Consider the following 25952-nt stretch of genomic DNA (forward strand, 5'->3'; position numbering starts at 1 on the left):
GAGCCTGGCTCCGTGCGTTCTGGGCATTGGGGGTTCTCCACTCAGGGGGCGAGGTAGCAGTTCTTGGCGATGCCGTAGACGGGATCGAGGCCGAAGGCCGTGTTCGTGCAGGGCGTTCCGCCGGTGAGGGACCGGTAGGTGAAGCGCCCGGCCGCGCCGTAGGCGACGGTGCGGAATCCGCTGAACGAGCAGGTCCCGTTCTCGGCCGCGCAGGCCGCGCCGTAGCCGACCGGTCCGCCGGTCGCCACGTAGCAGGCCTTGGCGCCGTCGCCGGGTGGGGTGCCGCCGAAGGCGGTAGCCGTGCACAGCACCGGTGCGCCGACCTGGCGGGCGTGGAAGCTGCCGCTGGCGCCGTACATGACGGTCGAGGGTCCGCTGACCGAGCAGGTTGCGCCCTCGGCGGCGCACTGCTGCCAGCCGCCCGCGGGTGCCGCGGCGCTGGCAAGGTAGCAGGCCTTGAGCACGCCGGGCAGCGGATCGCGGCCGAAGGCGCTGATACCGCAGGCGGTGCCGCCGCTGGCCACCGTGTACGCGAAGGAGCCGCCGGACCCGTACGCGACGGTGCGGGTACCGGCGAACGAGCAGGTGCCGCCTTCGGTGGCGCACTGGGCGTAGCCGGACGGTCCGCCCGCTGGGGCGACGTAGCAGGACTTCAGCACTCCGACAGCGGGGTCGCCGCCGAACGCCACGATCCCGCACGGTGTGGCACCCGTGACGGTCGCGTACCGGTATCCCCCGGCGCCGTAGGCGACGGTGCGGGTGCCGGTGAACGTGCACGTGCCGCCTTCCCCGGCGCAGTACGTGTACCCCGCGGGCAGCCCTTCGGGCACGTACGCCCCGGCGGTGTTCACGTCGGTGGTGAACTTGAGGTCGCGGGCGGGCTCGCTGGTGAAGCCGCCGCCGCTGTTGGTGCTGTAGCTTTCCGATCCGCCCGGGTACGGGTTCGCATCGTTGTATTCGAAGCCGTAGCACCCCTGCGTGGTGCTGCTGTGCAGCCGCGCGGTGTAGCTGTGACCGGCGGTGACCGCGACGTTGGGGTGCACGGCCAGCGTTGCGGGTGCCCAGGCGACCGTGGCAGGTGCCAGCGACGACGATTGCAGCAGCACCCCGGTGGCGGTGTCGACGATGTCGACGGTCAGCGGCAGGGTCGGCTGGTTGCGCTGGAACGTGGTGACCGAGACGCTGGTCAGCAGACCTGTACGCGACGGAGTGAAGCTCTGCTGGCGCCACACGTTGCCGGTGATGTCGCAGTAGTGGCGGAATCCGGCGAACCCGCTGTGCTGGTCCCGGTCCGGCGCGGCGGTGTAGGCGCCGGTCGGCGAGCCGGGCAGCGTCACGGCGGTGGTGTTGGCGCAGGTGAAGTTCTGCAGCGTGCCCGCGCCGTCGAAGGTCAGCGAGCCGAGGTAGAGGTTGGCCAGGGACTGGTTGGGGTTGCTGCCCGCGGGCAGGTTGGCCACCCACCGATCGGAGACGAAGTAGTAGTCGGTGCCGCCGGTCCGGGTGATCGGCAGGACTGCCAGCGGCTGTCCGCCGCAGTTGTCGGCGTTGACGATGCGGGACCGGTTGCGCGGCTGCGGCCGGTTGTTGTTGATGTCGAACCCATTGGGGTCGTACCACACGCCCGACCAGGGTCCGAGCATCGAGGTGGCGGTGACCTCGCCGGTGGACCCGGCGCAGTAGGCGCAGGTCGGGTCGGACATGAGGACGTGGTAGACCCCGTCGCGTTTGAACGCCGCGAACGCCTCGACGTTGCCGAGCCCGAGGCGGACGTACTGCCCGGTGGTGTTGAGGTAGTCGGGGGTGAGCTTCTCGACGACCATGTCGGCGGTCAGTCCGGCGCTGACGATGGTGGTGTTGTGGATGACGTACGCGCTGCCGTCAGCGTCGGCGAACAGGGCCTCGTCGACCGCGCCACCGACGGCCAGGGTCGGATTGGCCCGGCGGGTGAACAGCCCGGTCGGGGTCGGGCTGGTGAACACGCCGTAGCTGTTGCCGATGCCCATGTCCGCCCACATGACGTAGGTGGCGGTGGACTGGTTGTAGATCACGTGCGGGCGGAAGCAGTACTGGCACTGGCCGGGGGCGACGATGTAGCCGCGGTCGGTCCAGTGCACCAGGTCCGCCGAGCTGTAGGCCTTGAAGCCGCAGAACCCGCCGCTGTTGGGACCGGCGTTGTAGGTGTATCCACAGCTGTAGCTGGTGCCGTAGAGGTAGTACAGGTTGCCGACCTGCAGCAGGGATCCGTCGTGTGCGTCGAGGGCGTTGCCGTCGGTGTCGAATCGGCTGATCTGGTTGCCCGCACTGTCACCGTTGACGACGGTGACGGTGACATCGGCGTGTGCCGCACCGGGCACGAGCCAGATCATGGCCATGACCGCGCAGGCCACTGCCAGTAGTCGCCGCATGGGGTACTCCTTCGATGTGGTGGGACAGCCACGAAGAGCACATACATTTTTTGAAACGTTTCAGTAGCGAATGTTTTCAGCCTAAGGTCAAAAACGTGAATGGGTCAAGGCCACGGGCACACGCCGGAAACAGTCATGCTCCAAATCCGAGGGATCTTCTTGACAGCCCGATCGAGTCGCCCTAGCGTCGTGGCTCAAACTTGAAACATTTCAACGCTGCGTCAGGAGCCAGCATGCTGACCGAGCCGCATCCCGGCCTCACCCGGATCGCTCCCCGCAAAACCCGCGTCGGCCTGGTCTCGGGCGGCCTCGGCGCGTACTGGCCCCAGTTCCCGCGACTGCTGCCGCAGCTGAAGGAGTCCGCCCGCCGCGTGGCACAGCGGCTGTCGCAGCTGGACTGCGAGGTGATCGACACCGGGTTCATCTCGGACCCGCAGGAGGGTGCCGCAGCCGCCGAGACCCTGCGCCAGGCCGACTGCGACCTTGTGATCGGCTTCCTCACCACTTACATGACCGCCAACATGCTGGTGCCCGTCGCCCAGCGCACCGGCGCCCCGGTGCTGCTGCTCAACCTGCAGCCCACCGAGGCGATGGACCACGCCACCTTCGACACCGGCGCGTGGCTCGCCTACTGCGGCGCCTGTCCCCTGCCGGAGATGACCAACGCCTTCCGCCGCTGCGGCATCGACGTGCGCTCGGTCTCCGGATACCTCGAATCCGACGCCGCCTGGCTGCGCATCGGACGATGGGTCAAGGCGGCGGGCGTGCGAGCGGCGTTCCGGCACGGGCGGCACGGGCTGCTCGGTCACCTCTACCCCGGCATGATGGACGTGTCGACCGACCCCACCCTGGTCTCCGCACAGCTCGGCGGCCATGTCGAAATCCTGGAGATCGATGATCTGCGGGTACGCACCGAGAAGGTCACCGAGCACGAGACGCTGGCCCGGATGGACCTGGCTCGTGAGATATTCCAGCTCGACGACACCGTGGCCGACGACGACTTCCGCTGGGCCGCCACGGTCTCGGTGGCTTTGGACCGCCTGGTCGAGGACTTCGAGCTGGACTCCCTGGCCTACTACCATCGCGGCCTGGACGGGGAGACTCACGAACGCGTCGGTGCCGGGCTCATCCTCGGCGCCTCGCTGCTCACCGCGCGCGGCATCCCCGCGTGCGGCGAGTTCGAGCTGCGCACGTCGCTGGCGATGCTGCTGATGGACCGCCTCGGTGCGGGCGGCTCGTTCACCGAGTTGCAGGCGCTCAACTTCACCGACAACGTGGTGGAGATGGGCCATGACGGTCCGGCGCACCTGGCGATCAGCTCCGGTAAGCCGATGCTGCGCGGGCTGGGCGTCTTCCACGGCAAGCGCGGCTGGGGCGTGTCGGTCGAGTTCGACGTCAGCCACGGCCCGGTGACGCTGTGCGGGCTGGCACAGGACCGGCACGGTCAGTTCTCGCTGGTCGCCTCGGAGGGCCGCGCGGTGCCCGGCCCGCTGCTGGCCATCGGCAACACGTCGTCGCGTATCGACTTCGGCCGCGACCCTGGCGAATGGACCGACGACTGGTCCGCCAGCGGCATCGCCCACCACTGGGCGCTGGGCACCGGCCACCGCGTCGCCGAGCTGCGTGCGGTCGCCGAACTGCTCAACCTGCCCATCACCGTCGTCTGAGAGCGCATCTGCCCGCAGAGGCCCGAGACCACCGCTTTGGAGGACCACCGAGAGCCGGTCGGCTTGCCCGAAACGCTTGCCGGCCGGATCCGCACCGCAGCTGCCGCTTCGAGCCGATCCAGGCGTATGTAGTGTGCTGGCTGCGTGAACCACGGCGTAGGCCCGTCGTCGGTGGACATCTGCCCGCTGGTGCCCGCCTGCGGCTCCTGCGGCAGTCCGCTGTGGCACGGACAGAGTGGGTTGGGACAATGGTCCCAGCGGCCAAGTGGTCGTTGACTACCGGCGGTATAACAGCGGGATGTATACGCCGTTCAGCAGGACCCCGATCTGGCTGCTCTCTCTAGGTGCAGTCGTCTGTGCTCTTCCGACCGTGGCCCTCTTCTTAGCCCAAGGCCGGATCTCGGCTGCCTTTCTCGTGGTCCTGAGCATGGTGTTCTCGGCTGGGCTCGGATCGCGCATCGCTCTACGCGGCGCAGGTTTTCCCCGGAACGAGGATTCGCCGTAGCCGATCCGATGCCTGACAGTGAAGACGACGAAGGTCCGATGGCCGGTCTGCGGCCATCGGACCTTCGGAATCAACGCCCGAACACTCGGTCAAGCCGTGTGGTGGTCTCGGGCTTCAACAGGTTGGACGCGGTTTCGCTCATCACGCGGGTGCGGTGAAGGTGTAGCTGCCCGACGGCAGGTAGTACGCCGCCGCGCCGGACCCGTACCCGAAGGGCACCGCCTGTGCCGGTGCGCTGACCACCGATGCCGACGTCGCCGGCACCTTGACCAGCGCCGTCACGCCGGCGGGCACGGTGACCCGCAGGGTGAACACCCCGCCGCTGCTGGTCCAGTCACTGACCGCCTGCCCGTACGGCGTCTCGTACGCCGACTTCGCCGAGCTGAGCCCGCCGCCGGGACGCGGTGCCACCAGCAGCGACTGGTAGCCAGGGCTCGCCGGGCCGAGCCCGCCGACCTGCCGGTAGAGGAAGTCGCCGGCCGAGCCGAGCCCGTAGTGGTTGAACGAGTTCATCCCGACGTCCTGGAAGCTGCCGTCGGTGCGGATGCCGTCCCAGCGCTCCCAGATCGTGGTCGCGCCCCGCCCGAGCATGTATCCCCAGCCGGGATACGACGTCTGCAGCAGGATCTGGTACGCGATGTCGGCCCGGCCGTTGTCGGCCAGCACCGGCAGCAGGTTCTCCACGCCCAGAAACCCGACGGTCAGGTGCCCGCCGGACGCGGCCACCTTCGCCACCAGCTTGTTCACCGCGGGCCCGACCAGGTTCGACGGGAGCAGCCCGAAGGCCAACGCCAGCACGTACCCGGTCTGGGTGTTGCCCGACACGGTGCCGTCACCGGCCACGAATCGGCTGGTGAACGCCGCGGCGACCTGGTCGGCGAGGGTGCCGTAGCTCGACGCCTCCGCCGTGTGCCCGGTCGCCGCCGCCATCTGCGACACCATCCGCGCCGAATGGGCGAAGAACGCCGTCGAGATGATGTTGCGGGCGGTGTCGTCGTTGACGTTGAGCCAGTCGCCGTAGCCGCCCTGGTCCCGGATCAGGTCCGCGGCGGCCGTACTGCGCAGGTAGTCCACCCAGCGGGTCATGGCCGTGAAGTGGTCCTCGATGACCTTCGTGTCGCCGTAGCGCTGCCACATCGTGTAGGGCACGATCACCCCGGCGTCGCCCCAACCGGCCGTACCGGCACCGCAGCACACGTACGGCGCGGTGTCGGTGAAAGCGCCGTTGGACTGCTGGGCGTCGGTCAGGTCGTCGGCGAACTTGTCCAGGAACCCGGTCACGTCCACGTTGAACGTCGAGGTGGCCGCGAAGCTGGCGATGTCACCGGTCCAGCCGAGACGCTCGTCGCGGTTGGGGCAGTCGGTGGGGATGGACAGCATGTTGGACCGCTGTCCCCACACGATCGCGCTCTGCATCTGGTTGATCAGGCTGTTCGAGGTCGTCAGCGTGCCCAGGGCAGCGCCGGACGTCCACGCGGCCTGGCCGGTGATCGCGTGTGCGGTCGGCGTTCCGGGGAATCCGGTCACCTCGACATACCGGTACCCGTGCACGGTGAACCGGGGTTCGAACAGTTCCTCGCCGCCCGTCCCGGCCAGGGTGAACCGGTCGGTGGCCAGGCCCGCGACCCGCAGGTTCGCGGTGTAGAGCGTGCCGTCGGCGTTGAGGACCTCACCGTGGCGCAGCGTCACGGTAGTCCCCGCGGGGCCGGTCACGCGCAGCTGGTCCCACCCGGCGTAGTTCTGGCCGAGGTCGAAGATCCATACTCCCGGCTGCGGCTGGGTCACCGAGACCGGAGTGAGCTGGCGCTGCACGGTCACGCCGGGGTCCACCTGGGACACCAGCCCGGGCAGGGTGCCCGAGCGTACGGCCACGGTCGCCCAGGCGGCGTCGTTGTATCCGGCCGTGTCCCAGCCGGCGATCGCCTTGCGGGCGTCGTACTGTTCGCCCATGTACAGATCGTCGGCGGTGATCGGGCTCGGCGCGTACCGCCAGCTGCTGTCGGTGGCCACCGTGCTGCTCGTGCCGTCGGTGTAGGTCAGCAGCAGCTTCGCCGAGTACCACGGCTGGGTGCCGTAGCGCTGCGAGCCGGCCATGCCGATGCTGCCGGAGTACCAGCCGTCGCCGAGCCAGGCCCCGAGCGCGTTCGTGCCCTGCGTGATCTTCCCGGTCACGTCGTACACCTTGTACTGCAGGCGCTTGTTGTAGTCGGTCCAGCCCGGGGCGAGGACGTCGGTGCCGACCTTCGCCCCGTTGAGCCGGGTCTCGTGCAGGCCCAGGGCGGTGGTCAGCAGACGGGCCGACGCCACGGGCTTGCTCACCGTGAACGACTTGCGCAGGATGGGCGCCCCACGGCGGACCACGACGTTGGCGCCCCACGGCCCGCTGCCGTAGGCGGTCAGCGCACGGGCGGCCACCCAGCCGCTGTCGTTGTAACCGGCCTGCTGCCAGCCCGACGGGTTGGTCTGCGAGGCCTTCCACGACGCGTCGGTGTTGATCGTCGAGACGCCCGGGATGGTGAGCTGGGCGATGACCCCGGTCGGCGACTGCGTGGTGTTCTGGCTGGCGATCGCGATGGCGTTGGTGCCCGTGGTCAGGCGGCCGGCCAGGTCGACCACCGCGGCCTGCTTCCACGAGTCGGTGACCCGCGCCGAGGTGCTGACCTGCACCCCGTTGACCCACACGTCGGCGGTGTCGTCGCCGGTGACCACGAGCGTGCCGCCGGCGGGAACCGAGGACAGGCTGAAGGTCTTGCGGAAGTAGCGGGTCATCGGCGGCAGCCCGGCGACCGGGTCGCCCTCGGGGTACCAGATCCAGGTCGAGCCGTTCAGCCCCACCGCGGAACCGGGCTGCCCGACGAACGCGGCCTGCCATTCCGAAGCCGAGTTGAGCAGGCCCGTCTCGAACGTCTGGGTGCCACTCCACGGGCCGACCCGGCCCTGGCCGTCCCAGACGCGCACCCGCCAGAAGTAGCCGCGCATCGAGGCCAGCGCCGGTCCGCCGTACGCAACGTCGACGGACTTCGCGCTGGCCACCCGGCCGCTGTCCCAGACGTCGCCGGTGTTCGCCCCGGCCAGCGCCGCGGTGCTCGCGACGATGACCTGGTACGCGCCCTGGCGCTGCTGGACGGCCGACGCGCCGAGCTTCCAGCCCAGGCGGGGTTTGGCCGCGTCGACGCCGAGGGGGTTCGCGCGGCGCTCCACGGTCGCGCTCGCCACGCTCAACGGCGAACCGGCGGCCGTGTCCGGGCCGAGCACGCTGGAGTTCCACGGGCCCATGCCGTAGGTGCCCAGGTCAGCGGCGGCGGGCCAACCGCCGTCGTTGAAGCCCGGCTGCTCCCAGCCCGCGGCCGGGCTCTGGGACGCCTTCCACGACCCGTCGGTCGTGAAGTCCACCGTGGTGGAGCCGGTGACGTGCACCCGGCCGATCATTCCGGCCGGTCCGGCCGTGGTGTTGCGGGCCACCACCGCGAGGGTGTTGGCGGCGCCCGGACGCAGCGCGGCCTGCAGGTCGACGTAGAGCGCCTGCTTCCACGAGTCCGTCATGCGGGGCGACCCGGCCAGCGGAGTCCCGTTGAGCCACACGTCGACCGAGTCATCGCCGGTGACGACCAGTTGGGCGTCGCTGATGGTGCCCGACGGTGCCGTGAACACCTTCCGGAAGTAGCGGTCGGCGGCAGGCGCGCTGCTGGCGGGGGATCCTTCGGGGTACCAGATCCAATGGGCGCCCGAGACGCTCACGGGGCTTGCGGCCTGGGCGGGAACGGTCCAGGCGACGACGGCGGCGGAGATCGCGACAGCGGTGGCCATCGCGGCCGCAGACCATCGCCAGTGCCGTTTCATCAACTGATGCGGCATACCAACTCCTGAGGGCGACAGGACCCGGATATCCCATGTGCGAGGCTTGGGACGGCCAGATGGCATATCCGGGTATTGAAACGTTTCACTGGGTTACCAGTGGAGCAACCGTAGATGTCGCCTCGACGAGAGTCAATACCTTCGAACTGCCGACATTTCGCAACCTGGGTGGACCACAACGTCATCCACATATGTGGATGACGTTTGCAAGAGTGTCCACATGAGGAGATGTGGACACCTTGACAGATAGATGGCTCGATCTATTATCAGTTAGGTAACTTTCCTAACTGATCGCGTACCTTTCGGCAGCGCAGCGCGATCAGGCATCCAGTTCATCCATTGACGGTCGGTCGCGGCTACCCGCGCCGGTCGAACAGGAGGATCCATGATGTTGCGCAGCTCATCGCCCTCAGGGCGTGGTGCGTCAGGTGGCACGCGGGCGAGGCGCTGGGGCGCGGGTCTCGTCGTCGCCGTGATCGCCACGTTCGTACCGGTCGCCGCGGCCGCCGCGGCGGCCGCCCGTTACGAGGCTGAGAACGCCACGATCTCCCAGGGCATCCTGGAGACGCTGCATCCGGGCTACTCGGGCTCCGGCTACGTGAACGCCGACAACGTGGTGGGCAGCTACGTCGAGTTCACCATCACCGCCGCCAGTGCCGGTGCCGCCACCATCACCATCCGATACGCCAACGGCACCGGCGTGGACCGGCCGTCGACCGTGGCGGTCAACGGCAGCGCGGTGGCCACCGCGCTGTCCTTCCCGGCCACCGCCAACTGGGACACCTGGGCCGACCGGACTGTCACCACCTCGGTCAACGCCGGCACCAGCAAGGTACGCGTCACCGCGACCACGGCCAACGGCCCGCCCAACATCGACTACATCGACGTCGACGTCACCGGCCTGAACCCGAACGTCGCCCCCGGTGGCAACTTCGATCTGTCCGTATGGTCGCTCCAGCTGCCGATCGGCTCGCCGGGCTCACCCACCACCATCCCGCCCGCGCAGCTCAAAGGACCCACCGGCTACGCCAACCCGCAGTACTTCTGGACCGACAAGAACGACGGCTCGATGACCTTCTGGGACCCCGAGGCGGGCGTCACCACACCGAACTCGAACTACGCGCGTACCGAGCTGCGGGAGATGAACCCGAACGGCAGCGCCGCCGACTGGGCGCTGACCGGAACCCACCGGCTGAGCGCGAGACTCCGGGTCGTCTCGGTGACCAAGAGTGTCTGCGTGGGACAGGTCCATCTCGGCTCGGGCGGGACGTCCACCAAGCCGCTGCTGGAGCTCTACTACGCACCCAACGGCAACATCACGCTGGGCACCGAGAACTCCCCCGACGGCGGGCAGACCCTGCACCCGGTCGGCAACGTGCCACTGGGGACGCAGTGGAGTTACGTGATCGCCATCTCCGGCGGCAGCATCAACCTGACCATCAACGGCAACACGACGAGCTATCCCATTCCCTCATCTTTCAACCAGTACCACCAGTACTTCAAGGCCGGCGACTACAACCAGTCGTCGTCCAGCAGCACCACGAACGGCGCGAAGGTGAAGTTCTACGCGCTGACCGTCACCCACGGCTAGACAGCCGGGTCCGGCCGACACCCGCGGTCGACCAGCACACACGCAAGCACGGATGACCGCCCGCCGCACCGGGAAGCACGGCGGGCGGTCATCCGGCGAGCGCTGGCGAGAACGTCCTCTCCGGGTCACTGGCTGTAACAGATCTTCGCCTGATTGGGCGCCGGGTCGCCGAAGACGGCGTTGCCGCAGGCCACGTCGCCCGTGAAGGTGCCATAGGCGTAGCGCCCGGCGGCGCCGTAGGCGACCTGGTGGGTGCCGGTCAGCACGCACGTCTTCGTCTCCGCCGCACAGGGGGTCCAGGTCGTGACCGTCGGGGGTGGCGCCGCCAGGTAGCAGGCCTTGCCCGTGCCCGGAATCGGGTCGCCGAACACCGCGTTGCCACAGCTCGTACCACCGGTGAGGGTGGCCTGGCGGTAGGCGCCCGAGGCGCCGTAGGCGACGGTGCCGACCCCCGCGAACGCGCACGTGCCCGTCTCCCCCGCGCAACGCTGCCAGACGCCGCTCGCCGGTGGTGCGACGCTGGCATAGCAGGCCTTGGCGACACCCGAGACCGGATCACCGAACACGGTGTTGCTGCAGGCCACCGAGTTGGTGACGGTGGCGTAGGCGAACCTGCCCCGGGCGCCGAAGGCCACGGTGAATGTTCCGGCGCTCGAACAGGTCCCCGTCTCCGGCGCGCACAACGACCAGGTGCCCGGCAGGGCCGAGCTGGGCGCGGGCGCGGTCGATCCCGTGAAGTGCCAGGTCCCGGAACCCACGGTGTAGCTGGTCTCGGTGCCGGTGGCGGCGATCTGGGTGGCGCCGCCGGCCGGACTCACCGTGGCCTGCCCCTGACCGAAGTTCGGCACCCGCACCGTCGCCACGGTGCCGACGGGGATCGTCACGTCGAGCACGAGCTGCTGGCCGGTGACGGTCCAGGAGCTGGCGACCGAGCCGCGTACGGTGTCAACGGCGGCCGAGACCCGCTGCAGGCCGGGCGGGATCTGCGGGGCGATGGTCACCGTGCTGTAGCCGGGTCCGGTGGGCTGGATGCCGCCGAGCCGGGTGTAAAGGGAGGCGTTGATACCGGCGAACATGGCATGGTCATGGGTCTCCATGGACGAGTAGTAGGTCCACTCCTCCCAGGACGTCGTGGCGCCCTTGCCGATCTCGAAGCCGAAGCCCGGGTAGGTGGTCTGGTCCAGGATCGTCATGGCGACGTCGGTTCGCCCGACGGCGGCCAGGGCGTCCATCAGGTATCGGGTGCCGAAGATGCCGGTGTCGAGGTGGCCGCCGTTCTTGTTCATGATCGTGTCGACCAGGCGGGTGCCGACAGTGGTGACATCCTGGGTGGGGACCATGCCGAAGGCCAGGGGCAGCACGCTCGTCGTCTGGCGGCCGTCGCCGTAACCGGCGCCGTCGGCGTTGCGGAACCGGGTGTTGAACGCCTGCTTGATTGCGTCGGCGAGCTGGTTGAAGTGGGCGGCGTCCGCGGTCTGGCCGAGTGCTGCCGCGGCTTTGGCCACGTCGACGGCCTGCAGGTAGGACAGGGCGGTGTTGACGATGGGCACTTCGCTGGTGCACGCGCCGGCGCTCGGGTTGCCCATGCCGCCGTTGGCGTTGGCGCTCAGATCCGGCGGGCACCAGTCGCCGAATCCAGTCGACCAGATGTATCCGGGCACGTTGGCGGCGTTGGTGTCGACGAAGGCCTTCATCGCGGGATAGCTGGCCGCGAGGGTGGCGCGGTCGCCGTACTGCTGGTAGAGGGTCCAGGCGAGGGTGACGCCGGCGCCGCCCATGTCGGGTTGCTGCGCGTTGCCGCCGTCGCTGGGCAGGGCCGTGCCGGGTGGCAGGTCGCGCAGGTAGTTGACGTAGTAGGGGTCCATGGCGAACTCGGTGGTCGAGGCGTCCTGGTAGGCCTGGACGTCCATGCCCGGGGGCGTGCGTTCGTCGCGGACGGGGGTGTCGGTGGGTGTGCTCATGGAGTTGTTGAGGATGGTCCAGCGGTTGTTGCGCCAGATCTGGTTCAGCAGGCTGTCGGAGGAGGAGAACGATCCGGTGGACGCCACGTCGGCGTGTACGACGCGGGCGTCGAGGCTGGTCAGGGTCGGGGTCTGCGGGTAGCCGGTCACTTCGACGTAGCGGAATCCGTGGTAGGTGAACCGCGGCTCGTAGGTCTCGGTGGTGCCGGTGCCGGCCAGCGTGTAGGTGTCGGTCGCCGCGGCGTTGCGGTTGGTGGTGGTGTCCAGGGTGCCGTCGGCGGCGATCTCCTCCGCGGTACGCATCCGTACGCTCGTGCCTGCCGGGCCCTGTACCCGCAGGCGTTGCCACCCGGCGATGTTCTGGCCGAAGTCGTAGATGTAGACACCGGGCTTGGGCTGGGTGAGCTTCACCGGGGTGAGCGTGTTCGTGACCCGTAGCGGTGGCATCGTGTGCGCGGCGAGCCTGCCGGCGGGTGCGGCTGCGCCCACGACCGGTTGCCAGCCGGATTCGTCGTAGCCGGGCTGGTCCCAGCCGTTCTGTTCCTGGCGGGCGTCGTAGGTCTCGCCGCCGTAGATGTCGTTGGCCGTGATGGGGCCGGTGGAGGACTTCCAGCTGCCGTCGGTGGTCATGGTCTGGCGGGTGCCGTCGGCGTATCGCACGTCCAGGAGCAGGCGTGCCTGCTTGGGTCCGGTCCAGCGGAAGCCATACTGGCTGAAGGTCGGACCGTAGCCGTTGCCCAGCCACAGTCCCGCCGCGTTGGCGCCCGGCCGCAGGGCGCCGGTCACGTCGTAGGTGATGTAGAGGGCGCGCCGGTCGTAGGGCGTGCTGGCCGGGGCCAGGACCTGATCGCCGACCTTGGCGCCGTTGAGGCGCAGTTCGTAGAAGCCGAGCCCCAGGACGTAGGCCCGCGCGCGGGTGACGGTCTTGGCCGCGTCCACGGTGAATGCCTTGCGCAGCCTGCGGGCGCCGGTGCCGGTGGCGCTCGGGCTGATCCACTGGGCGCCGTTCCAGTCCTGGTCGGTGAGCAGGCCCATCTCCCACTGCGCGGCCGGGCTCCAGGCCGAGACGGTGCCGTTCGCGTCCCAGACCTGCACTTTCCAGTGGTAAGTGGCGGTCGCTTGCGGGGTGGGGCCGCCGTAGGCAATGGCGATCGAGTCGCTGGTGGTGACCTTGCCGCTGTCCCAGACGTCGCCGATGCCGGCGTCGAGCTGGGTCATGCCGCTCGCGACGATTACCCGGTAGGCGGTCTGTCGTTCGCCGTTGACCGACGAGGTCAGTTTCCAGCTGAGGCTGGGGCGGGTGTCGTCGGTGCCCAGCGGGTTGGTCGCGTAGTCGACCTGCAGCCCCGCTACCGACAGTTCGGCCGCGGCCAGGGCCGAGGCTGTCCGCGGGAGGGTCAGGGATGCGGCGAGCAGGCTGAGCACGGCGAGACCACGCAGGCAGGTACGCAGTTTAGCCTTCGCGGAAGAGTGATGAGGGGCGATCGCATCTGGCACGGCGGCGATCTCCTTCCAGACGTCCGAGCGGTGGACTGGACCGGTGACGCGTACGCCAGTCATAAATTGGAACGTTTCAATATGTCTGGTTGAGCCCATGCTGCGCGGAATTCGGCGCGATGTCAAGAAGAGGAGCAGTATGGGTTCACCGCGGGCGCGACTCGACGGCACCTCGCGCCGGTTCCCCCCGAACCCGAAGATCGTTCGAGTTCGGGGGGAACTCTGCCGACAGGGCTCACGATCGGTTCAGCAGAACGGCAGCGGGAACAGGTGTACGCAGGCCCGCTGGATGTCGGCGGTCAGCGCGGGCGCACCGTCGACGGGCGCCGGGTCCTCGGGAGTCGACTGGATCCCGCCGGCGGCGATCGCGTCCAGGGCGGCCATCCCGGCTTCGTCGATGGTGCCGAAGACGGTGTAGTTGGGGCGCAGGATCGAGTCGGCGTAGACCAGGAAGAACTGGCTCCCGTTGGTGTTCGGTCCGGCGTTGGCCATGGCCAGGGTGCCGCGCGGGTAGTAGACGCGGTCGGGCCGGTCGGGCACGGGTGGCAGGTCGGTGGGCAGTTCGTCCTTGTACTGGTAGCCAGGACCGCCGCTGCCGGTGCCGGACGGGTCACCACACTGCAGCACCTTGAGCGTCGGGTACGCCGTCAGCCGGTGGCAGCTGGTGTCGTGGTAGAACCGGTGCAGGATCAGGTGCTCGAAGCTCTGCACGGTGCAGGGCGCCTTGGCGGCATCCAGCGTGATCGTGATCTTGCCGTGGTTGGTGCTGAGCACGACGTGGGTGTTCCAGGTCTGCTGGTGTCGCGGATCGAAGGGCAGCCCGACCGGCCGGGCCGGCGGGTCGTCGGGTGTTTCGGCGTACTGGCAGGGGCCGTGGGTGGTCCGGGGTGCCGGGTCGGCCAGGGCCGGGGTGGCGGCGGCGGTCAGCAGGCCGGCGACGAGTCCGGTAACGGTGAACCGGATCAAGTTGATTCGCATATGGAAAGATATACATCATCTTTGCGCGCTGAACAGCGAGGACCGAGGGGATGCGCGACGCGGCGCAACCCCTCGGCGATGCCGGTGGAGCTGCTGTCAGTAGACCTCCAGCTCCGCGAACTGCATCCGATACGTCGGATCGTTCGGATTCGTGTTACGCAGGCTCGTGCCCACCACCCGGACGTACCGCGCGCTCTGCGCGCCGAACACGATCTGCTGCGCCGACGCGCCGGCCGGGGCGGGGTAACCGGTACGGACCGTCGCCGTCGACCACGTGCTGCCGTTGCTGGACACCTCGACCCGGAAGTCCACCGGGAAGCCCTGGCCGGCATTGCCGGCGTCGGCACGCGGATACAGCGTCACCCGCTCGACCGAGCGCAGGGCGCCAAGATCCACCTGGACCCATTCCGTGTGGTTGACACCCAGGTTGGAGTTGGACGACCAGCCCATGGAGGCCGGTGTCGAGGTCCTCAGGCCGTCGTTGACCATGGCCAGGCCCCAGCCGGAGAACTCCGCCGAACTGCTCGACGCCCGCGGCCCGCCGGCCGCCGTGTTGGTGGCCCCGATGGTGGTCTCGAACTTCGACGTCCGGTTCGACTCGGCGATCCAGGACGCACCGTTGTCGTTGCTGTACGCCTCGCCGCCACCCGGGTAGGGCGCCGCGTCGTCGTAGGTCAGGCCGTAGCATCCTGACGTCGTCGTCGACTGCAGCAGGATGCCGTAGCGGACCCCCGCGGTGACCGCGATGTTCGGGAAGACCGTCACGTTGCGCGGTGCCCAGCCGACCGACGCTGCGGGCACCGTGGTGGTGGCCAGCGTGGCGCCGGGCTGTAGTCCCGCGTTGACCGACACGATGCTCACCTGCAGCCCCGCGTTGGTGTTTCCCTGCTGGAACGTGGTGTACGAGGCACCCGTGAGCGTGCCGCTGCGTGCGGCGACGAAGGTCTGCATCCGGCGCAGGCCACCTGAGCGGATGTCGCACCACGTGCGGAAGCGGCCCACCCCACTGGACTGGTCCCGGTCCGCCGAAGGTGCCGCGTTGGATCCGGACCCGGTCGCGAGCGCGAGCACCACGGTGTTCTGGCAGGTGAACGGCTGCACGTCCCCGTTGGCGGCGAAGGTCAGCGGCGCCCAATGGAAGTTGGCCAGTGCCTCGTTGTTCTGCCCGTTCCACAGGTCGCTGCCGTAGAGCCAGGCGGTGCCGGTGGCGGTCGGGATCGCGGCCACCAGCGACGGCTGGCCTCCGCAGGAGTTGGCGTTGACACTGACCGGCGCCGACCAGGTGCCCAGTGGCGAGGAGGCTCGCTTGACCCACGTCGGGGTGCCACCACAGTAGGCACAGGTCGGCCCGTAGACGTAGTAGTAGACGCCGTCTCGCTTGAACATCGACGGGGCCTCGGTGTGCAGCGAGTTCAGTCGGACGTAGCTGCCCGTGCCGCTCGTGTAGGCCGCGTTGAGCCGCTCGATGATCTGGTCGTGGCCGCTTCGGATGTCGGTGTAGGCGAGGTACGCCGTGCCGTCGTCGTCGACGAACAGGTCGTGGTCGCCGTTGACGAAGGTGCCGGGCGTGCCCGTGAGGGCGATGGTCGGCTCGGCGGCCTCGGTGAAGGGTCCGGCGGGGGTTGGCGAGGTGAAGACGTGGTATCCGCTGGCGTTGTCGTAGCTGTTGATCCACAGTACGTACCGGCCGGTACCCGCGTTGAACACCACGTGCGGGCGGTAGCAGCCGTACCGCGGCGGGGCACACCTGCCCTGCCACAACGCGTTCGCGGCGTCGAAGAGGTATCCCTCGTCGGTCCAGCCCACCAGGTCGGTGGAGCTGTACACCTTGAATCCACAGAATGCCGTGCCGGTGGTCGACAGGGCGTACCCGCAGTCGTAGCTGGTGCCGTAGAGGTAGTAGCGGCCACCGAACAGCGCCAGATCCCCGTCGTGTGCGTCGACGGCATTGCCGCCGACGTCATAGCGGGTGACCTGGTTTCCTGCCGGGTCGAAGTTGACGATGGTGGTGGTGTAGGCGGCCGCTGCGGGGCTGGCGGCGACGCCGGTCAGTCCTGATATGAGCAGCAGCAGCATGACGAGGCAGGCGGGACGTCGCATCGGTGGCTTCCTCTCGGCTGTGGAGGTCATCCGACCCGCGGCACGGCAAGCTGCAGGCGGTGGCGGGCGGTCTCGTTATCAAGATCGCCTCCAGAACGAAAGCAGCCGCATTGACCTGCGGCCGGGCGAGCGTGCATTGAAACGTTTTAATCAATTCCGGTGCGTTAAAGTTAGGGTCGGTCTTCCAGACTGTCAACGTCCTAAAGCGAGGCGCCGCCGTTCCCGGCTTGGACGACGTGTTCTGCGTCGTTCCGATCATCAGCCCGTGGCCGGGTCTGACCATCCGGTTCGACCTGCACCACCGCGTCGAGGGCGGCGCGCCCTACCGGGAGACCGGCCAGTGGCTGGTCACCGAAGGCGGGCCCGGCTGCTCGGCCACCCACCAGTCCCCACCGAGATCGAACGCACGGCTCGAGCGAGGTCGGTGCGCGGCGCTCCGCGTCGCCAGGCCAGGCCGGTCGCCGGCCCCACCAGGGCCAGCGGGTTGGATGAGATCTCGTGGGGACGGTCGCGGTCGGCCTCTGGCTCGTAACAGGCAGCCCGCTTAGCCTGGGCGGCGCCCCCATGCCGAGATCAGCGGCGCGAGGGTGAGGTCGAGCTCGCCGGCCTCGACGGCGGCCAGGTGCGCGTCGATCTCGGCGTCGTCGGCCAGCCCTGCGGCGAGCAACTCGGCGCGGACCATGCGCACCGTCGCGGTCTCCAGCCGGTCGCAGGCTACCCCGCCGACCGGGAAGCAGCCGGCCGCCGTGACATCGACCAGGCCCGCCGCACGCAACGCGCGCGGCAGCGTACGGCCGTAGCGCAGGTCGGCGCCGCGGCGGGTCAGCAACTCCCGGACGGCGCGCCGCAGCCGGTTGGCGCGCTGCTGTGCCGGGCCAACCTCATCGAGGCAGGCCAGCGGCTGCAACTCGGTATCGGCGTCCTCGACCAACAGCCAGCCGCCGGGCCGCAGCGCCGCCACCATCGCCGCCAACGCGCGGGCACGGTCGGGCACGTGGACGAGCACGAGCCGGGCGTGTACCAGGTCGAACGAGCCTGGTTGCGGCGGCGGGTCCCCGACGATGTCGTGCCGGAGCACCTCGTACCCGCCGCGCGGGTCCAACCAGGACGGATTGATGTCGGTGGCCAGCACGTAACCGGTTGGGCCGACGGCCGTGGCGAGTGCCTCGGGAATGCTGGGTCCTCCGGCGCCGACTTCCCAGCAGCGCCAGCCCGCCGTCATTCCGAGCCGGTCGAAGTGCCCCCGGGTGACACCGTCGAACAGCTCGGCCAGCCAGGTGAACCGCTCGCCCGCCTCCACCCGGGCGTTGTCGAGCAGGTAGCGGTGACCCGGGGCAGACCCAGGGGTGTGCGGCGAGGGCGGAGCGGACCCAGCGCCAGCAGTATTCACCGGCTCGCCCGCGGTTGTATCCGGTTCGGACCCGGGGTCGGCGAGGGGCGGCGATGAACTCATGCCTACATCCTCACGACCTACCGCGTGCTGTGTCAGTACGACACGGGATGAACCCAGCCACAACCTGGCTCCGGCCAAGCCGGCTCAAGGCGCGAACGTGGCTGCTGTCGACGATCGCCAGCGCCAGGTCCAAGCGTCCCGCAGCGCGCGGTGCTGTCAGCACCAACTCGTGCAGCCGCCACCAGACGGCGGGGTGGGTGCAGTCAGACGGCGTAGTCGTCGACCAGCCCGGCCAGGATCTCGCGGGTTCGGTGCAGCGCGCTGAGCTGCTCCTCGACTCGGCCCAACTCCGTGCGAAGCCGCTCGGCCAGCCATGGCGTACGGATCGCCTGCTCGGTGATGCACGGCAGCACGTCGTAGATGGTGCTGCTGGACAGCCCGGCGGCGAGCAGGGACTGGATGAGCGCGACCCGCTCGACCGCCGAGTCGGGGTAGTGCCGCTGCCCGCCGGAACTGCGCTGGCTGGCCAGCAGCTTCTGCTGCTCGTAATAACGCAGCGAGCGCACGCTGGCGCCGGTCGCCGCGGCCAGATCGCCGATGCGCATCGCTGTCTCCTCCATCACACGACTTGCCCCTGACATCAGTGTCAGGTTTTACGGTACCGCCATGACCACGATTCCTGCCCTGCTGGGTTCCCTGCTCACCCCCACGACCCTGGCGGGCCTGCCGCTGAGCAGCCGTTTCGCCATGGCGCCGATGACGCGGTTCCGCTCCCCCGGCGGAGTTCCGACGCCCGAGGTCGCCGCGTACTACCGGCGTCGCGCCGAGAACGGCATCGGCTTGATCATCACCGAAGGCGTGCTCGTGGGGCACCCCAGCGCCGGCCACGAACCCTCGGTGCCGCGGCTGACCGCCGGCCCGGCCGAGCAGGGCTGGCGGCACGTCACCGACGAGGTCCACGCGGTCGGCGGCCGGATCGCCGCGCAGTTGTGGCACCTTGGCAGCCAGCGGGAACCGGTGGACGGCGTCGCCTCCTGGACGCCGTCGGGCGTGCCCTCCGGCAGCCGCGCGATGACCCTCGCCGACATGGACACCCTGCTGGCCGCGTACGCCGACGCCGCCCGGGTGGCGGTCCGGGCCGGCTTCGACGCCGTGGAGATCCACGCCGCGCACGGCTACCTGCTCGACGAGTTCCTGTGGCCCTACACCAACCGGCGTACCGACGGCTTCGGCGGTTCACCGGCCGCGCGTGCCGCGTTCCCGGCCGAGGTCGTCCGAGCCGTCCGCGCGGCCATCCCGACCCGGATGCCGCTGATCGTGCGGTTCTCCCAGTTCAAGGAGCGGGACTACACGGCCCGGATCGCCGAGTCGCCCGCCGAACTGGCGGTGCTGCTCCAGGCGTTCACCGCGGCCGGGGCCGACGTGCTGCACGCCTCGCAGCGCGACTTCGCCGCTCCGGCGTTCCCGGGCTCGCCGCGTAACCTGGCGGGCTGGGCCAAGCACCTGACCGGCCTGCCGTCCATCACCGTCGGCTCGGTCGGCCTGACCCGCGACTTCTTCGATTCCGATGCCCTGCGCACCCTGCTCGACCGGCACGACGCGGGCGAGTTCGACCTCATCGCGCTCGGCCGCATCCTGCTCGGCAACCCGGCCTGGGTGACCCTGGCCTCGACCGGCCGGCTCGATGCCATCCGCGACTACCGCAAGGCCGACGAGGACACCTACTTCTGATCGAACCGGGCACCGCCCCGGACTGCTGCGCACCATCAGGCAGCGGCGGACCCGCCTGGCCTGAAGCCCGAGACGGTCACGATTTTCAGGTGTCGGCGAGATCGCAGCCACGGCTACGATCCCCGCATGCGCGTGCTGATCGTCGGGGGTACCAGGTTCGTCGGGCGCCACCTCACCGAGGCGGTGCTGGCCGCCGGGCACGAGGTGACGCTGCTGCACCGGGGGCGCACCAACGCCGACCTGTTCCCGCAGGCCGTCCACCTGCTCGCCGACCGCAACGAGGACCTGTCGGTGCTGGCCGGGCACGAGTTCGACGCCACCGTGGACGTGACCGGGTACCACCCCGGCCAGATCACCTCGCTGGCCGAGGCGCTCGGCGGGCGCGGCGGCCACTACACCTTCGTCTCGTCGGTGTCGGCGTACGCGCCGCCGACCGGTCCCGGCTTCACCGAGGCCGCTCCGCTGCTGGAGCACACCGGGCCGGTCGAGGGCGTCGCCGTCACGGTCGAGAACTACGGTTCGCTGAAGGTGCTGTGCGAGCAGCGCGCTCGCGAACTGTTCGGTCCCGACGTGCTGATCGTCCGCCCGACGTACGTGGTCGGGCCGTGGGATCCGTACGGCCGCCTCGACTACTGGGCGCAGCGCCTGGCTCGCGGCGGTCAGGTGCTGGCCCCGGGCGATCCGGCCCTGCCGACGCAGGTCATCGACGCCCGGGATCAGGCGGCGTGGATGGCGTCCATGCTCGGCCGCGGCGGCGTGTTCCACACGGTGACCCCCTCGGTGCCGCTGGCGGACCTGCTCGATGGCCTCGCCCGCGAGTTCGCCCCCGCCGGCACCGAGCTGACCTGGGTCGACGACGCGTTCCTGCTGGAGCACGGCGCCGACAGCGGGATGCTGCCGCTGTGGGGCGACGGCATCGCCGCCGACTACTGGGTCGGTGCTGCCGACCCTGCCGCGGCCTTGGCTGCGGGCCTGGTCACGCGGCCGGTGACGGAGTCTGCCCGTGACCTGCTGACCGTCGGGCTGCCGGACCGGCTGCTGACCCCGGATCGCGAGTCCGAGCTGCTCATGGCATGGACGCGACGGTCGTGACCGTGGTCGAGGCGCGCGATGGCCGGTAGGCGGCTCGTCTTCGACAGCCGGGGCAGGGCTCAGCTGGGCGGGCCGTGGGGCGAGCTGTTCGAGGGCGACCGGAAGGGGTCCGTGGCCATTCGGAACCCCTATGGCGGCGTCCGTCAGCTCGACGGCTTCCGGCCGGAGATGCGTGACATCGTGGGCTGGGTCGACACCGATCGCGGGTTGCTGTGGCTGGCCGCCACCTGTTGCGCCGCCGTCGCGGTGCTCGACCTGACCGTCGACGAGATCGTCACCTCGGTCGACCTCGCCCGCGAACCGGACTCGGGGCTGTGCCACATCAGGTTCGCCGAGGCCCCGGACGAGGCCTTGGTCTGCGCGTACGAGCACGGGGTGGTCGTCTTCGAGCAGGACGGGCGGCTGCGGTGGAGCCGCGAGCACGCCGACCTGTCGCTGCGGCTGGAACGCATCGACGCCGAGACGGTATGGCTGGAGCACCAGCTGCCACACCCGCGCCGTAGGGGAATCGGCATGCGGCTCGCCGACGGGGTCGAGGTCCCGTGGCCCGCAGCGGCCACCCGGCGCCGCCCGCCCGCCGAGGTCCGCCGGGTTGTCCTGGACGGAAGGCTGATCGCCACCGAGGCGGAGTTCCACCGGCGGCTGGCGCGCGAGCTGGACTTCGGACCGTACTACGGTGCGAACCTGAGCGCCCTGTGGGACCGCCTCACCACCGACGTGGCGGGGCCGGTCGAGCTGGTGTGGACGGCAGCCGACCACAGCCGGGCCGCGATGGGTGCCGACGCGTTCGACCGGATCCGCGACGTGCTGGTCCACGTCGCCCAGGACGGTCTGTCGCGCAAGCGCCCGGACGCTTTCACCGTGTGCTTCGAGTGATCGCGACGCCGTGGGCTCGACACTGATCCGAGCCCACGGCGTCAGGGTGTCACGGTGCCCAGGACGTGGCGGTGAGCCAGCTGGTGTCGGCGGCGAAGTTGGCCGTGGCGTCGGCGGCCAGGGAACCGCCGTTGCCGGCGGCCCAGACTTCGCTGGGTAGTGGCGCAGGTAGCGGTTGACGAAGTTGTACGACTGCCACGACAACCCTGTGCCGCTGTTGCCCGGCTGGGCGCAGAACGTCGCGTCGGCCGCGTACAGCGGCGTAGGCGTCGAGCCGGATCCGGTAGTCGGAGTGCCGCAGGTAGTAGCCGGGAAGTCCCGGCGCCGGTGCAGACCCGCTACGCCCGACGGCAGAACTCCAGGACACGGGCCAGGCAGCCGTCCGACCCGCCGACCGTGTCGACGGTCAGGCGCGGCCCGGTCCACGGGTCGTGACGTAGACCGATCACGTCGTCCCAGGTCGGCACGATCGGCTGGTCGGGCTCCGGCGGGCGCTGGTCGATCCGGCGCCGGTGCTCGGCCGCGTCGGAGCAGATCACCTCCACCAGCCGCAGCGACACGTCATGGGTGGCGGCCAGGTCGCGCCACCCCTGCCTGGCCTCCTCGACCGGGTTCACCGCGTCCACGACCACGGTGCCGCCCAGGGTCAGCTGTCCGGCGGCCGCCGCGTGCGCGACCGCGTACCCCGCCAGGCCGACCGTGCCGTCGCGCGGCAGACCGGCCCGCCACATCGCCGCCTCCAGCGCGTCGATGCGCAGCCACGTCGCCGCGAGCCGCTGCGCCACCGCGCGGCTCAGGCTCGTCTTGCCCACACCGGGCAGGCCACCGAAGACGACCAGCAAGACCACTCCCCCACGCCCCGCACCGTTCCGGCAGGTCCCGCCACGGAAACCCCCGACCGGATCTTCCACGTCACCGCGTTGAGCACCCGCCGGTCATCCGAACGCGGCCTGCCACCGCTCACCACCGGCGGCAGGAATGGCTCCAATGCAGCCCACTCGACATCAGACAACTCCTGACGACGCACCACGACAAACATCGTCCACGCATGTCAAACCTTTGACGACACGGCCTGGCACGGCGCCGAATACGGCAGGTACGGCCGGACGTCGAGTACATCCATGCCAGCCGCCGCAGCGGCGCGGATGCCGATTCCTGAGTCCTCGAGCACCAGACATCGCTGTGGGGCCACACTAACGGCCAGTGCCGCGGCGAGGAATATTCCCGGGTCGGGTTTGCCGAGGCCCACGTCGTCGAACGTGACCACCGCGTCGAACAGCTCGGACAGACCGGTACCCCGCACGCCGGCGAGCGCCACCTCCCGCTCGGCGCCGGTCGCGATCGCTGTACGCAGTCCGCGCGCTCTGGCCTGAATTGCGATGGCGCGAACCGGTTCGAAAACACGGACGTCTCCGGCACGGTCGGCCAGGCGTGCACGGACCTCGGCGAACACCTCGTCTGCGGGTACGGCCAGCGTGCGGTCGTTGTCCTGTTCCCACTGCCGCAGCCGTTCGGGAGTGCGGGTGCCCCGCGCGGCGGTGTACCACCGCCAGGTGATGTCCACCTGGCACCACTCGCGCAGCACTTGGGCGAGCACCGCGTAGTTGAGGGGCTGGGAGTCCACGAGAGTGCCGTCCCAGTCGAACAGCAGAGCGTCGTATCGCTCCCAGTCCGGCATCGGCAAGCTCGTCACGGAGGGTGTGGACGTCGGCTGGTGGGCTGCTTCGCGCACGCATCGATCATGTCATGCCGGCAAAGCGTGGTCGTCTTGGCGCAGCCCGCGCCCCGGTCACGGGTGAAAGGTGCCGGTGGACGGGACAGGTGGCGCCCACGCTGACCCGCCGCGACGGGCGGCAGCGGTCCGACCTTCCTTCTTGACACCATAGCCATCGAGACATAGCCTGCCGTCAAACTGACAGGAAACTTTACCATTTACCGGAGGACGTCGTGCACCGTCGCGCCCGTCAGGCCCTGCTCGCCTCCGCAGTCACCGTCGCCACCGCAGCGGTCACCTGGCTGGTCGGTGCGACCCCCGCCCACGCGGCCGTGGTGAGCCTACAGACCGTAGTGCCCGCACCGGTGTCGGTCCAGCCAGCCACCGGCGTCGTCCACACGCTGTCGGCCAACGCCGCGATCCAGACGCAGTCGGGCTCCTCGGCCGCCGCCGACGTGGGCAACCAGCTCGCCGGCCTGCTGCGCCCGTCCACCGGGTACGCGCTGCCCGTCACCACCGCGAGCGGCACCCCGACGAGTGGCATCGCGCTACTGCTGTCCGGCGCCGATCCGAGCGTCGGCAGTGAGGGCTACCAGCTGGACATCACCGCATCGCTGATCACCGTGCGGGCGCAGACCGCGGCCGGGTTGTTCCACGGCGTGCAGACGCTGCGGCAACTACTGCCGGCCGCCGTCGAGGCGCGCACCGTACAGCCCGGACCGTGGGAGGTCGGCGGCGGCCGGATCATTGACTACCCGCGCTACGGCTATCGCGGCGCGATGCTCGACGTGTCGCGGCACTTCTTCGGCGTGGACGTGGTGAAGCGGTATCTCGACGAGATTGCCCAGTACAAGATCGATGTCCTGCACCTGCACCTGTCCGACGACCAGGGCTGGCGGATCGTGGTGGATGCCTGGCCGCGCCTGGCCACCGTCGGCGGCAGCACCCAGGTCGGCGGCGGCCCCGGCGGCTACTACACGAAGGCGCAGTACAGCGACCTCGTCGCGTACGCCGCGGCCCGGTACATCACGATCGTCCCCGAGATCGACATGCCTGGGCACGTCAACGCGGCGCTGGCCTCGTACGCCGAACTGAACTGCAACAACACGGCCCCGCCGCTGTACACCGGCACCGCCGTGGGGTTCAGCTCCCTGTGCGTCGGCAAGGAGGTCACCTACACGTTCGTGCAGCAGGTGCTCTCCGAACTGGCCGCGCTCACCCCGGGGCCCTACCTGCACATCGGAGGCGACGAGGCAAGCAGCACCTCCGACGCCGACTACCGCACCTTCATGAACCGGATCCAGCCGTTTGTCGGCGCCGCAGGCAAGACCGTCATGGGCTGGCACCAGCTCGGCCAAGCCGACCACACCTCCGGCCGGGTCGCGCAGTACTGGGGCACGACGACCTCCGACGCCGACCTGAGCGCCGCCGTGAGCAAGGGCGCCAAGGTGCTGCTGTCCCCCGCCAACAAGGCGTACCTCGACATGAAGTACACCAACCAGACCCCGCTCGGGCTCACCTGGGCGGGTCTCATCGAGGTGCAGACCGCCTACAGCTGGGACCCCGCCACTCTGCTGCCGGGCGTGCCCGCCGCGTCGATCATCGGCGTGGAGGCTCCGCTGTGGACCGAAACGATCACGACACTAGCCGACATCGAGTTCATGGCGTTCCCGCGCCTGCCTGCCCTCGCCGAGCTGGCTTGGTCACCTCAGTCGGCACGCAACTGGGACGCGTTCAAGGCCCGTTTGGGCGCGCAGGGACCGCGCTGGACCACGCAGGGCATCAACTTCTACCGCTCGCCGCAGGTCCCCTGGGCGACCTCGCCCGCGACCGGCCGGGTCGAGGCGGAGTCGTTCACGGCGCAGTCCGGGGTGCAGATCGTCGCAGACGCGGCCGCACACGGCGGCAACCGCGTCGGCTACGTCGACAACGGCGACTGGATCGGCTTCTCCGGCGTCAGCCTCGCCGGCAAAACCGGCTTCACCGCTCGCGTCGCCTCCGGCGGCACCGGCGGCACCATCCAGATCCGCTCCGGCTCGGCCACCGGCACCCTGCTCGGCTCGGCCAGCGTCCCCAACACCGGCGGCTACGGCAACTACACCGACGTCACCACCACCATCACCACCGGATCCGGCGCGCTGTACCTCGTCTTCACCGGCAGCGGCGGCGGACTGTTCGACATCGACGACTTCGCCCTCACCGGCACCACGCCACCGGTCAGCCGGGTCGAGGCCGAGTCGTTCACGGCGCAGTCCGGGGTGCAGATCGTCGCAGACGCGGCCGCACACGGCGGCAACCGCGTCGGCTACGTCGACAACGGCGACTGGATCGGCTTCTCCGGCGTCAGCCTCGCCGGCAAAACCGGCTTCACCGCTCGCGTCGCCTCCGGCGGCACCGGCGGCACCATCCAGATCCGCTCCGGCTCGGCCACCGGCACCCTGCTCGGCTCGGCCAGCGTCCCCAACACCGGCGGCTACGGCAACTACACCGACGTCACCACCACCATCACCACCGGATCCGGCGCGCTGTACCTCGTCTTCACCGGCAGCGGCGGCGGACTGTTCGACATCGACGACTTCGCCCTCAC

17 protein-coding genes and 1 pseudogene are annotated in these 25952 nt (G+C 69.7%); 6 read left to right on the forward strand and 12 right to left on the reverse strand.

What is annotated here, in order from left to right:
* Positions 1–41: 41 nt before the first annotated feature.
* On the reverse strand, positions 42–2405 hold the full coding sequence (locus KUA19_RS14690) for a family 43 glycosylhydrolase (protein WP_217396593.1): 2364 nt from the start codon (positions 2403–2405) through the stop codon (positions 42–44).
* Between the two features lie 233 nt (positions 2406–2638).
* On the opposite strand from KUA19_RS14690, the gene KUA19_RS14695 reads away from it, so the two are divergent.
* Positions 2639–4072, forward strand: coding sequence for an L-fucose/L-arabinose isomerase family protein (locus tag KUA19_RS14695; RefSeq protein ID WP_217396594.1), 1434 nt, complete (start codon positions 2639–2641; stop codon positions 4070–4072).
* Between the two features lie 646 nt (positions 4073–4718).
* Here the strand turns inward: KUA19_RS14695 and KUA19_RS14700 are convergent.
* The gene (locus KUA19_RS14700; protein WP_254549332.1) at positions 4719–8432 is read right to left on the reverse strand and encodes a family 78 glycoside hydrolase catalytic domain; all 3714 of its coding nucleotides are present in this window, start codon (positions 8430–8432) and stop codon (positions 4719–4721) included.
* Positions 8433–8904: 472 nt separating this feature from the next.
* Here KUA19_RS14700 and KUA19_RS14705 point away from each other — a divergent pair, with 472 nt between their 5' ends.
* On the forward strand, positions 8905–10023 hold the full coding sequence (locus tag KUA19_RS14705; protein WP_217396595.1) for a polysaccharide lyase family 7 protein: 1119 nt from the start codon (positions 8905–8907) through the stop codon (positions 10021–10023).
* Positions 10024–10148: 125 nt separating this feature from the next.
* Here KUA19_RS14705 and KUA19_RS14710 read toward each other — a convergent pair whose 3' ends face one another.
* From KUA19_RS14710 to KUA19_RS14730, 5 genes are all read right to left on the reverse strand, one after another.
* Positions 10149–13409, reverse strand: coding sequence for a family 78 glycoside hydrolase catalytic domain (locus KUA19_RS14710; RefSeq protein WP_217396596.1), 3261 nt, complete (start codon positions 13407–13409; stop codon positions 10149–10151).
* A 318-nt stretch (positions 13410–13727) separates the two neighbouring features.
* Positions 13728–14459, reverse strand: a complete 732-nt coding sequence (locus KUA19_RS14715; protein WP_217396597.1) for a peptidylprolyl isomerase — start codon at positions 14457–14459, stop codon at positions 13728–13730.
* A gap of 96 nt (positions 14460–14555) precedes the next feature.
* On the reverse strand, positions 14556–16559 hold the full coding sequence (locus tag KUA19_RS14720) for a family 43 glycosylhydrolase (RefSeq protein WP_217396598.1): 2004 nt from the start codon (positions 16557–16559) through the stop codon (positions 14556–14558).
* Between the two features lie 544 nt (positions 16560–17103).
* A complete protein-coding gene (locus tag KUA19_RS14725) occupies positions 17104–17949 on the reverse strand; it encodes a methyltransferase domain-containing protein (protein ID WP_308167454.1) in 846 nt (281 codons plus the stop codon).
* Positions 17950–18215: 266 nt separating this feature from the next.
* A complete protein-coding gene (locus KUA19_RS14730; RefSeq protein ID WP_217396599.1) occupies positions 18216–18557 on the reverse strand; it encodes a MerR family transcriptional regulator in 342 nt (113 codons plus the stop codon).
* A 61-nt stretch (positions 18558–18618) separates the two neighbouring features.
* On the opposite strand from KUA19_RS14730, the gene KUA19_RS14735 reads away from it, so the two are divergent.
* The 3 genes from KUA19_RS14735 (at position 18619) to KUA19_RS44550 (ending at position 21651) form a co-directional block, all read left to right on the forward strand.
* On the forward strand, positions 18619–19683 hold the full coding sequence (locus KUA19_RS14735; RefSeq protein ID WP_217396600.1) for an oxidoreductase: 1065 nt from the start codon (positions 18619–18621) through the stop codon (positions 19681–19683).
* Between the two features lie 126 nt (positions 19684–19809).
* Positions 19810–20775 (forward strand): NAD-dependent epimerase/dehydratase family protein, encoded by a 966-nt coding sequence (locus KUA19_RS14740; protein ID WP_217396601.1) that lies wholly within the window; start codon positions 19810–19812, stop codon positions 20773–20775.
* Positions 20776–20886: 111 nt separating this feature from the next.
* Positions 20887–21651 (forward strand): barstar family protein, encoded by a 765-nt coding sequence (locus KUA19_RS44550; RefSeq protein ID WP_217396602.1) that lies wholly within the window; start codon positions 20887–20889, stop codon positions 21649–21651.
* A gap of 49 nt (positions 21652–21700) precedes the next feature.
* Here KUA19_RS44550 and KUA19_RS14750 read toward each other — a convergent pair whose 3' ends face one another.
* The 5 genes and pseudogenes from KUA19_RS14750 to KUA19_RS14765 all read right to left on the reverse strand — a co-directional run bounded on the left by KUA19_RS14750 (position 21701) and on the right by KUA19_RS14765 (position 23383).
* On the reverse strand, positions 21701–21850 hold the full coding sequence (locus KUA19_RS14750; RefSeq protein WP_217396603.1) for a hypothetical protein: 150 nt from the start codon (positions 21848–21850) through the stop codon (positions 21701–21703).
* Positions 21851–21855: 5 nt separating this feature from the next.
* A pseudogene (locus KUA19_RS44990) lies at positions 21856–22077 on the reverse strand (hypothetical protein); the annotation flags it as partial.
* Positions 21990–22493, reverse strand: a complete 504-nt coding sequence (locus KUA19_RS14755) for a P-loop nucleotide/nucleoside kinase family protein (protein WP_217396604.1) — start codon at positions 22491–22493, stop codon at positions 21990–21992. The gene KUA19_RS14755 and the pseudogene KUA19_RS44990, both read right to left, overlap by 88 nt.
* Positions 22445–22690 (reverse strand): transposase, encoded by a 246-nt coding sequence (locus KUA19_RS44995; RefSeq protein WP_217396605.1) that lies wholly within the window; start codon positions 22688–22690, stop codon positions 22445–22447. Before KUA19_RS44995 ends, KUA19_RS14755 begins: the two co-directional genes overlap by 49 nt.
* Before the next feature lie 12 nt (positions 22691–22702).
* A complete protein-coding gene (locus KUA19_RS14765; RefSeq protein WP_217396606.1) occupies positions 22703–23383 on the reverse strand; it encodes an HAD family hydrolase in 681 nt (226 codons plus the stop codon).
* A 215-nt stretch (positions 23384–23598) separates the two neighbouring features.
* On the opposite strand from KUA19_RS14765, the gene KUA19_RS43945 reads away from it, so the two are divergent.
* Positions 23599–25952, forward strand: a 2354-nt coding sequence (locus KUA19_RS43945; protein WP_217396607.1) for a family 20 glycosylhydrolase, incomplete at its 3' end; no start/stop codon positions are given.

Source organism: Catellatospora tritici (genome assembly GCF_019083965.1).
GTDB classification, from domain to species: domain Bacteria; phylum Actinomycetota; class Actinomycetes; order Mycobacteriales; family Micromonosporaceae; genus Catellatospora; species Catellatospora tritici.